This window comes from Streptomyces sp. SID4985 (genome assembly GCF_009863025.1).
In the GTDB taxonomy this organism is placed as follows: domain Bacteria; phylum Actinomycetota; class Actinomycetes; order Streptomycetales; family Streptomycetaceae; genus Streptomyces.
Genome location: NZ_WWIR01000371.1, coordinates 1 through 9,106, shown reverse-complemented (window position 1 = coordinate 9,106; position 9,106 = coordinate 1). Strand labels below are relative to the sequence as shown.

Sequence of the window (9,106 nt, the reverse complement as noted above, 5' to 3'; positions counted from 1 at the left end):
GAGGAGCAGCCCGGCGGCGGCCGCGGCGGCGAGTGCGCCGGGCAGCAGCGTGAGCAGGACCCAGTCGGTACGGATCCGGGGGCCGGGGCCGGGGTCCGCCGGGGACTGCGGCTCGTCGTCGCGGGGGACGCGGGCGTACAGCTCCTCGGCGAGCGAGAAGACGTCCCGGTGCCGGAAGCGGGCGGCGGTGCGGTCGGTGACGCCGTGCGCCTCCAGGCCCGCCGCGATCTCCAGCGCGTCGACGGCCCGCTCGCACAGGTCGCGGTGCTGGTGCAGCAGGGCCTTCACAGGGTCGGCGGTGCCGCGCCGACGGGTGGCGGGGCGCGGAGACACCTCCGGTGCCTCGGGGGCGACCGCCTCGGCCGGTCCCGTGCCGTCGGACCCCGCCGGGGTGTCCCCGACCTCGCCGTCCACGCGCGCGCTCATCGTCGTACCGCCCCGCTCCCCCGCCGTTCTGCCCGCGCCGCCGCTCATCGCGTCCCCTTCCCTGCCGTCGCCGCCACCGGGCGGGACGGGTCGGGGTCGGCCCAGGCCGGGGCCGGACGGGCCGTGGGCGCCGTCAGACGGCCGGGGGCGTGGATCTCGGCCGGGGTGGCGAAGGGCAGCGGCTCACCGGTGTCGTCGCGGCTGACCGGACAGTGCGAGACGATCTCCAGGTAAATGCCGTGAAATGCCGTGATGTTCTGTTCGACGCCGAGCAGTTCGACCGCGCGGGCCCGGGCCGCGGCGCCGAGGCGTGCCCGCCTCTCGGGGTCGCGCAGCAGCGTCACGCACGCCTCCGCGAGCGCCCGGGGGTTGCGCGGCGGTACGACGAGCCCGGTGCCCCCGATGACCTCGACCACCGCGCCCACGTCGGTGGAGACGGTGGCCCGGCCGCAGAACATGGCCTCGGCCAGGCTGACCGGGAAGCCCTCGACCACGCTGGAGAGGACCACGACGGCACCGGAGGCGTATGCCTCGGCGAGGCTCGGTGCCTCGGGGCCGCCGATCTCCTCGAAGGAGACGGGGTTGTCCCCGACCTCGTGCACACCCTCCGCCTCGTCCGGGAAGAGCTGGGCGGCGAGCGCCCGGCAGTGGCCGAGGTACGCCTCGCCCTCGGCGTCCACCGGCACGCCCACGATCCGCAGGCGCGCGGCGGGCTCCTCCCGGCGGATCTCGGCGAAGGCGTGCAGCAGGGAGATGAGGTCCTTGGCGGGCTCGATCCGCCCGACCCACACCAGCGTGCCGGGGTCGGACCGGTCGGGCCCCTCCCCGACCTCGGCGAAGCGGGCGGCGTCCATGCCCGGGTGGACGGTCCTGATCCGGGCCCGGTCGGCACCGCACCGCTCCTGCCAGCGGCGGGCGTGGGCGTTGCCCGGGGTGAGGATCTCGGCCCGGCGGTAGACCTCGGCGGCGAGCCTGCCGTGGAAGGCGGCGAGCAGCGCGCGGACGGCGGGGGCGGCGGCGTCGGGGCCGAGGGCGAGGTAGCGCGAGCGCAACTGGACGCCGTACTCGGTGACGAGCAGGGGCACGCCGGAGAAGTGCCGGGCGAGCAGTCCGGGCAGGGCCGCGGTGCCGCCGGAGGTGGCGTGGCAGAGGTCGGCGGCGGCGAGGGCGTCCTCGCCGTACCAGTCGAGGGAGAGCGGGCGCAGGGCGCGCTCCAGGTGGTCGGTGACGGTGAGCAGGTCGGGCACCCTGGCCTCGCGGGCGGTGCGCGGTGCGCCGGGTGCGCGACAGGCACGCTCCAGGGCGCGTACGGCGGTCTCGGAGCGGAGTGCTCCGGTCAGCGGGCCTTCCTCGCGGGCGAGTTCGGCGAGGCTGTACAGCGCGTTGCCGAAACGGTCCGCCAGTTCTTCGGCGGCGGGCGCCGAACCGGCACCGGGCTCGGCCCAGATCGCCGCGAGGAGGTCGCCGTAGAACTCGGCGAGGCGCCTGCGGGCGCGTCGGCCGAGGGTGGGTCCTTCGTCCTCGGTGGTCCACAGCGGGGCCGTGCGCACCCGGTGGACCTGCGGCGGAAGCGTGACCCAGCCCGCCCGCTCCTGGTCGTGGTCCCGGCTGAGCGCGTAGACGTCGAACTCGTGCTGCCCGAGCCCGCGCACGAGCCGGTCGCACCAGATCCCGGCGTCACCGCTCACATACGGATAGCCACCCTCCGTAAGCAGTCCGATGCGCACGCGTGCACCCCCGATCTCCCGTGTGTGGGAGCCGCCGTCCTCCCGGCGGCTCGCAGCGGGACGAACGTATGCGGACAAGGCGGTGGCGCGACGGACGGTTGTCCATCGCGCCACCAAAAGGGGTGAACGGTCGTAACTTTCGCGTGCGGGGCGCGTTCCGACGCGCTAAGACAGGTGCGAAGCTCCGGTGCGCCGCCGCGTGTTCACGTCAGGCCGCCGCGGGCTCCCGCCGGGCCGCGCGCCGCTCGGCGGCCACCTCCGGGTCCAGGGCCGGTACGGCGGCCAGGAGTTCGCGGGTGTACGGGTCGCCCGGGCTGTCGTAGACCTCGTCGGCCGGGCCCGCTTCGACGATCCGGCCCCGGCGCATGACCGCGACCCGGTCGCTGACCTGGCGGACCACGGCGAGGTCGTGCGCGATGAAGACCAGCGCGAGACCGAGTTCACGGCGCAACTCGTCGAGCAGGGCCACCACTTGGGCCTGGGTGGTCACGTCGAGCGCGGAGACCGGCTCGTCGCAGACGAGGACGCGCGGGTCGGCCGCGAGCGCGCGGGCGATGCCGACGCGCTGGCGCTGGCCGCCGCTGAACTCGTGCGGGTAGCGGTCGCGTTGGGATGTGTCCAGACCGACCCGCTCCAGGAGTCCGGTCACGCGCTCCCGAATGCGGGTCTCATCCCTCTCCCCCTTCGCGCGCAGCGGGTCGGCGATCGACTCGCCCACCGTGCGGCGGGGGTTGAGGGAGGAGGCGGGGTCCTGGAAGACCATCTGCACGGAGGGGTCGACCCCGGTGTGCGGGCGCCCCTGGTACGTGATCGTCCCGGCGCTCGGCTCCAGGAGTCCGACCAGCATCCGTCCGAGCGTGGTCTTGCCGCTGCCGCTCTCGCCCACGATGCCGAGGGTCTCGCCCCGGCGCAGGGTCAGCGACACGTCGTCCACGGCCGTGAACGCCCGCTTCCCACGCCCGAATTGACGCCTCAGCCCGCTCGCCTCCAGGACGATGCCGCCGGGCTCCCCGGCGGACGCCTCGCGGCGCACCTCCAACCTCGGTACGGCGGCGAGAAGTTCGCGGGTGTACGGCTCGACGGGAGCCCGCAACACCTCGGCGACCGGGCCGCGTTCGACGGCCCTGCCGTGCCGCATCACCAGGACGTCGTCCACGCTCTCGGCGGCCACGCCCACGTCGTGCGTGACGAGGAGCAGACCCATGCCGGTCTCCTCGCGCAGGGTGTGCAGCAGGTCCAGGATCTGGGCCTGCACGGTGACGTCGAGGGCGGTGGTCGGCTCGTCCGCGATCAGCAGCTCGGGCTCGCAGGCGAGCGCCATGGCGATCAGGGCGCGCTGACGCATACCGCCGCTGAACTCGTGCGGTCGCGAGCGGGAGCGCCGTACCGCGTCCGGGATGCCGACGCGGTCGAGGACCTCGACGGCCCGTGCGCGGGCGGCCCGCCGGGAGGCGCGGGTGTGGACGCGGTAGACCTCCGCGATCTGGTCCCCGACCGCGTAGTACGGGTCGAGCGAGGACAGCGGGTCCTGGAAGACCATGGCGGCCTTGGCCCCGCGCAGCCGCCGCAACTCCTCGTCCGTGGCGGCCTGTACGTCGGTCCCGGCGACCCGGACCGCACCGGTGACCTCGGCCCCGGTCCCCCGGTGCAGCCCCAACAGGGCGCTCGCGACGGTGGACTTGCCGGAGCCGGACTCGCCGACGAGGGCCAGCGCGGCCCCGGGTTCCAGGCTGAAGGAGAGTCCGTCCACGGCCTTCAGACCGCCGAAGTCGACGGCGAGGTCGGTGACTTCGACCAGGCTCGCGCGCTGACCACTCATGCGCTGACCACTCATGCGATGACCACCCGTCGGTCGGCCACGGCGTACAGGACGTCCGCTACGGCATTGGCGACGATCACGAAGAAGGCGACGACCAGGACCATGCCCACGACCACCGGCAGGTCCACCACCTTTACCGCCCGCACCAGTTCCTGGCCGATGCCCGGCAGGCCGAACAGCGTCTCGGTGAGGACCGCGCCCCCGATGCCCGAGCCGAGGTTGTTCGCGTTGAGGGCGATGACCGGGGCCAGCGCGCCGCGCAGGGCGTGCCGTCCGACGATGGCCCGCTCGCTGACGCCGTAGGCGCGGAAGGTGCGGATGTGGTCCTCGGCGAGGGTCTCCAGCATCGCCGAGCGGGTGAGCCGGGCGAAGGGCGCCGACTCGATCAGGGCGAAGGACAGCCAGGGCAGCAGCAGTCCCCACGCCCACTGCTCGGGGTCGTCGGTGAGGTTCACGTACTGCGGGAAGGGCAGCAGCTGGAGTTCGCCGCAGACGACGATCACCAGGACCAGGCCGAGCACGAAGACCGGGGTGGCCCAGCCCGCGAGGGTGAGCGCGGTCAGCACCCGCTCGGTCAGCCGGCCGCGCCGCCAGGCGGAGAGCACGCCGGTGCCGACGCCGATGAGCAGCCACAGCACCATGGCCCCGGCGACCAGCGAGAGGCTGACCGGAAGGCGGGTCAGGATGATGTCCAGCACCTGCTGGTCGGTCTGGTACGACAGGCCGAGGCAGGGCGCGGAGCAGTGCTCGACGGAGGTGCCGGTGGAGTAGTCCTGGCCGACGAGGATGCCTTCCAGGAAGTGCCAGTAGCGCACATAAAGCGGGTCGCCGAGATGGAGCTGGTCGGCGACCTGGCGCACCTGTTCCGGGGAGCAGCGCGGGCCGCAGGTGATCTGGGCGACGTTGCCGGGAGTGGCGTAGAAGACCACGTAGACGAGGACCGAGACGGCGAGCAGGGTGATGGCCATGCCCACCGCGCGGCGCAGCAGGAAGCCGCCGAAGCCGTTCACTGAGCGCCCTCCTTGGTGGCGTTCTGCGCGACCGCGCTCTTCGCGGCGCCCTTCTTCGCACCCGAGCGACCCGAGCGACCCGACCGCCCCGTCCCGATCCGCAGCCGCGACGCCGCGCGCGGGTCGAGGGCCGTGCGCACGCCGTCGCCGAGGACGGTGAGGGCGAGCACGGTGACGAAGAGGGCACCGGCCGGGAAGAGCAGGTACTGCGGCGCGGACTGGTACCAGATGTCGGCCGAGGTGATCATCTGTCCCCAGGAGGGCGTGGGCGGCTTCACGCCGACGCCGAGGAAGGACAGGGCGGCCTCGATGGAGATGTTGCTGGGCACGAGCAGCGCGGCGTAGGTCATCACGGGCGCGGCGAGGCCGGGCAGCAGCTCGCGGCGGGCGACGCTGACGGCGCCCCAGCCGCTGAGCCGGGCGGCGGCGACGTAGTCGAGCCCCTTGAGCGTGAGGGTCTGCGCACGCACGATCTTGGCGAGGTTGCCCCACGCGATCAGACCGATGACGAAGGCGACCAGGATCGGGCGCGGGAAGCTCGTGGGCACGATGGCCAGCAGCGCGAGCGCCATGATCATCAGGGGCAGGGACACGATGATGTCCGTGACGCGGCTGAGGAGTTGGTCGAGCCAGCGGTTGCCCAGGGCGGCGGCGACACCGATGGTGACGCCGACGGCGACCTGGACGACGGTGGCCGCGAGGGCGACGCCGAGCGAGACGCGGGCGCCGTAGACCATGCGCGCGAACAGGTCGCGGCCGGTCTGCGGTTCGACGCCGAACCAGTGCTCGGCGCTGATCCCGCCGAGCGGTCCGACGGGCACGCCGCCGCGCGCGGAGTCGACCAGCGCGGGGTGGTAGGTGGTGGGGTCCTGGCCCTCAAGGGCGGTGAGCAGGGGCGCGGCGAGCGCGATCAGGACGAGCAGGGCGACGACGGCCGCGGCGGCGAGAGCGGCCCGCCGGGTGCGCAGCCGTCGCCAGAACAGACGGGCCCCCGAGGCCGCCGGGACGGAAGGGTCCGTCCCGGCGGCCTCGGCGGCGACGAGAGCGTCACTCACGGGGTCACTTCACCGCGACCTGGGAGATGTCCAGCACGCCGGTCCAGTCGCTGATCACGATGTTCCTGACGTCCGAGCCGTACAGGCGCTTGTAGACGGGGTGGAACAGCGGGACGGTCAGGGCCTGCGCGCCGATCTTCTTGTCGAGCGCGCCCCACCGCACGGCGGCGGCGTTCAGGTCGGTCAGCTTGTTGATGGCGTCGATCTCGTCGTTGACCGACTTGTCGTTCAGCAGACCGGTGTTGAAGTTGGCGCCGTCCTTGACGATCTGGCGGCCGTCGAAGATCGGGGCGAGGAAGGGACCGCCGGAGGGCCAGTCGGCACCCCAGTGCGCGAGGAAGAAGCCGGGCTCGGTCTTCACGCTGTGGATCTTGTCCCGGTAGTCGTTGTCTTCCAGGCCCTGGAGCTTGACGGTGATGCCCGCCTTCTTCAGCGCGTCCTGGAGTGCGGTGGCGATCTCCGGGCTGGTCTCGAAGTCCTTGCTGTTGGAGTGGGTCAGGGTCACGGTGAGGCCCTTCGCGTAACCCGCCTCCTTCAGCAACTCCTTGGCCTTGGCCGCGTTGCCGGACTTGCCGGCCGGGAACGGGTCGTACGGCGTGTAGCCGAAGGACTTCTGGTCCGGCAGGAAGGTGGTGGCGGGCTCGGCGAGCGCGGAGCCGCCGGCCGCGTTGACCACCGAGGAGCGGTCCACGGCGTACGCGACGGCCTCGCGCACCTTGGGGTTGTCGAACGGCTTCACCTTCGGGTTGAAGGCGATGTAGTTCGTGTAGCCGAAGTGGCCGGTGCCCACGCGGTCGGCCAGCTTCTTGTCGCCGCTGACGCGGGCGAGTTCGGCCGGGCCGAGGTTGGTGTCGGTGGTGACGGCGGCGGCGTCCGCGCCCTGGGAGGAGGAGAGCCGCTGGTTGATGACGGAGGAGTCGAGCCCGGAGCGCACGTCGATCCTGTCGGGGTACGCCTTGCGCTCGTCGTCACCGCTCCAGTGCGGGTTGCGCTCCAGCACGACGTGCTCGCCGTCGTTGTCGTTGCGCACGACGCGGTACGGGCCCGAGGAGACCGGGTGCTCCTCGTACTTGGTGCCCTTGTCCTTGGCCTGGGGCACCGGCGCGAACTGCGTCTGGGTGGCCAGGTAGGGGAACTCGCCCTCGGGCTTGTTGAGATGGAAGACGATCGTCCGCGCGTCGGGCGTCTCGATCGCGGAGAGGCCCTTCTTGTCCTTGTACGGGCCCTGGTACTTGGCGGCACCGGTCAGCCAGTCGCGCAAGTAGGGGGCGCCGCCCGAGAGTTCGGGGGCGAAGGAGCGCTCGATGCCGTACTTGATGTCCGCCGAGGTGATCGGCGTGCCGTCCTCGTACTTCAGGCCCGGCTTCAGGGTGTACGTCCACACGGTCGCGTCCTTGTTGGGACGCCCGGTGTCGGTGGCGAGGTCGGGGACCACCTTGGCGCCCGCCGCGCCGTTCTCGCGGTTGCGCGTGGTCAGGGTGCGGAAGACCAGCGAGGGGACGTTGCCGCCGCCGGAGGTGTAGAGCCGGGCGGGGTCGAAGTCCGACTGGGGCTGGGCGTTGAGCACGGTGAGGGTGCCGCCCTTGTGGGGCGTGGAGTCGCCGCCGGCGCCCTTGGCATCGTTGTCCTTCGGACCGCAGGCGGCGGCGCCCGCTGCCACGACCAGGCCGACGGATGCCGCTGCCACGCGGCGCGCTATGAGGGACGGTTGACGCATCGGAATAGACGACCTCTCGGGGAGCCCCGCGGGAAATTCCCGAGGGGTGAGACATGTGGACGAGGAGTGAGACAGCTGCGGACAGATGTCGGCCCCGGCGTCAGTCGTCGAGAGGCATGCGGCCCGAAGAGGGCGGCAAACAGGGAGGAAAGGGATATCCCGACGCGAACGCCGAAGCGGCGGCGTCAGCGACAGTGAATGTCGGCCACGCAGAGCGCGGTCACGCCGATGAGCGCCAGCTCGATGGCGGCGCTACGGCAGACGGCGGGACGGGACCACATGCGCAGAAATATGAACGAACTTGCGACTCATGTCAATGTGACATAAGCGGCGGGGGTCAACTCCTCGGGTACGGCCAGGGGTTGGGCAGGCAGTGGATTCCGTCGTGGTCGAGGAACTTGGTCTGCTGCTGCATGACCGGCGCGAGTTGGCCGTCCTTCTCGCATGTGACATGGCCGTGGCCGAGCCGGTGGCCGACCTCGTGGTTGATCAGCATCTGCCGATAGGCGTGGATCTTGGCGTCACCGTAGGTCACGCTGCCCTGCGCCCAGCGGTACGCGTTGATCATCACGCGCTCGGTGGCGGCCGAGTCGCAGGAGACGTTGTCCTCCGTGGTGTCCAGGCCCGACTTGGCGCACCAGAAGGCGGTGGTGCCGGGGCTGGCGAGCGTGATCACGAAGTCCGGCTTGCCCTTCGAGACGCGCTCGAAGGTGCGGGCGCCGTCGTGGGACCAGCTGCGGTCGTCGTTGAGCGTCTTCTGCACGGCGTCGGCGAAGAGGGCGCCGTCGAGGCCGAGCCCCTGCTCCACGTCGACGCGGTAGGTCAGCTTCTGCCCGGCGCCGGGGGCCTTGGCGGAACCGGGCACGGCGTCGAACTTCCCCGAACCCTTGAACGTCGCGCCCAGCGGATAGAGGCGGCTCATCTTCTGCTCGTACGTCAGCGGGACGGCGCTCGGCCCGGCCGACGGGGCGGCCTGCGCCGCCGTCCTGGCCTCACCGGTGCCGTCGGCGGCGGTCCGCGACTGCCCGTCCGCCCTGCCGTCGGCCACCTGTCCGGCGACCACGACCGCGAGCACGGTGGTCACGGCGGCCGCCGCGACGCCGGTGAACGTACGCCCCTTGGTGCCGCGCTGCCGCACGGGCAGCTCGAACGGCTCGGTATCCACGCCGACGGACTCGACGGGCGCGGTGATACGCGGTGCGCCCACCGCCGACTCCGCCTCGAAGGACTCCGCTTCGAAGGCGTCCAGATAGTCCTGCCGGGGCCCCCGCCCGGACCCTCCGGCCGGTGCCGTGTCCGGTACGGGCTCGGCCCGCCGCTGCCGGGGGAACGGCCGCCGCGCGCCCGGAGCC

At 72.5% G+C, this 9,106-nt stretch carries 7 protein-coding genes and 1 pseudogene; all 8 read right to left on the bottom strand.

The annotated features are described in order from the left end of the window. Nucleotides 1–474, bottom strand: a pseudogene (locus GTW40_RS15620) (hypothetical protein); the annotation flags it as partial. After that, nucleotides 471–2,153, bottom strand: a complete 1,683-nt coding sequence (locus GTW40_RS15615) for a DUF3492 domain-containing protein (protein ID WP_161180793.1) — start codon at nt 2,151–2,153, stop codon at nt 471–473. The gene GTW40_RS15615 and the pseudogene GTW40_RS15620, both read right to left, overlap by 4 nt. Nucleotides 2,154–2,361: 208 nt before the next feature. Beyond that, nucleotides 2,362–3,972: an ABC transporter ATP-binding protein gene (locus tag GTW40_RS15610; protein WP_237525537.1), complete on the bottom strand. Its 1,611-nt coding sequence runs from the start codon at nt 3,970–3,972 to the stop codon at nt 2,362–2,364. 11 nt (nt 3,973–3,983) lie between these two features. After that, nucleotides 3,984–4,982, bottom strand: coding sequence for an ABC transporter permease (locus GTW40_RS15605; RefSeq protein WP_161180791.1), 999 nt, complete (start codon nt 4,980–4,982; stop codon nt 3,984–3,986). Continuing rightward, nucleotides 4,979–6,037, bottom strand: a complete 1,059-nt coding sequence (locus GTW40_RS15600; protein ID WP_161180790.1) for an ABC transporter permease — start codon at nt 6,035–6,037, stop codon at nt 4,979–4,981. Before GTW40_RS15600 ends, GTW40_RS15605 begins: the two co-directional genes overlap by 4 nt. A gap of 4 nt (nt 6,038–6,041) precedes the next feature. Beyond that, the gene (locus tag GTW40_RS15595; RefSeq protein ID WP_161180789.1) at nt 6,042–7,754 is read right to left on the bottom strand and encodes an ABC transporter substrate-binding protein; all 1,713 of its coding nucleotides are present in this window, start codon (nt 7,752–7,754) and stop codon (nt 6,042–6,044) included. A 185-nt stretch (nt 7,755–7,939) separates the two neighbouring features. Further along, nucleotides 7,940–8,035 carry an Ms4533A family Cys-rich leader peptide gene (locus GTW40_RS33720; RefSeq protein WP_018544361.1) on the bottom strand — a complete coding sequence of 32 codons (96 nt, stop codon included), beginning with the start codon at nt 8,033–8,035 and terminating at the stop codon, nt 7,940–7,942. 56 nt (nt 8,036–8,091) lie between these two features. Continuing rightward, on the bottom strand, nt 8,092–9,106 hold a 1,015-nt coding region (locus tag GTW40_RS15590; protein ID WP_161180788.1), incomplete at its 5' end, for a DUF3152 domain-containing protein.

Excerpts from the sequence above, each read along its gene's own strand:
- GTW40_RS15610 (WP_237525537.1), bottom strand. The coding sequence starts at position 3,972 with ATGAGTGGTCAGCGCGCGAGCCTGGTCGAAGTCACCGACCTCGCCGTC.
- GTW40_RS15595 (WP_161180789.1), bottom strand. The coding sequence starts at position 7,754 with ATGCGTCAACCGTCCCTCATAGCGCGCCGCGTGGCAGCGGCATCCGTC.
- GTW40_RS33720 (WP_018544361.1), bottom strand. The coding sequence starts at position 8,035 with ATGTGGTCCCGTCCCGCCGTCTGCCGTAGCGCCGCCATCGAGCTGGCG.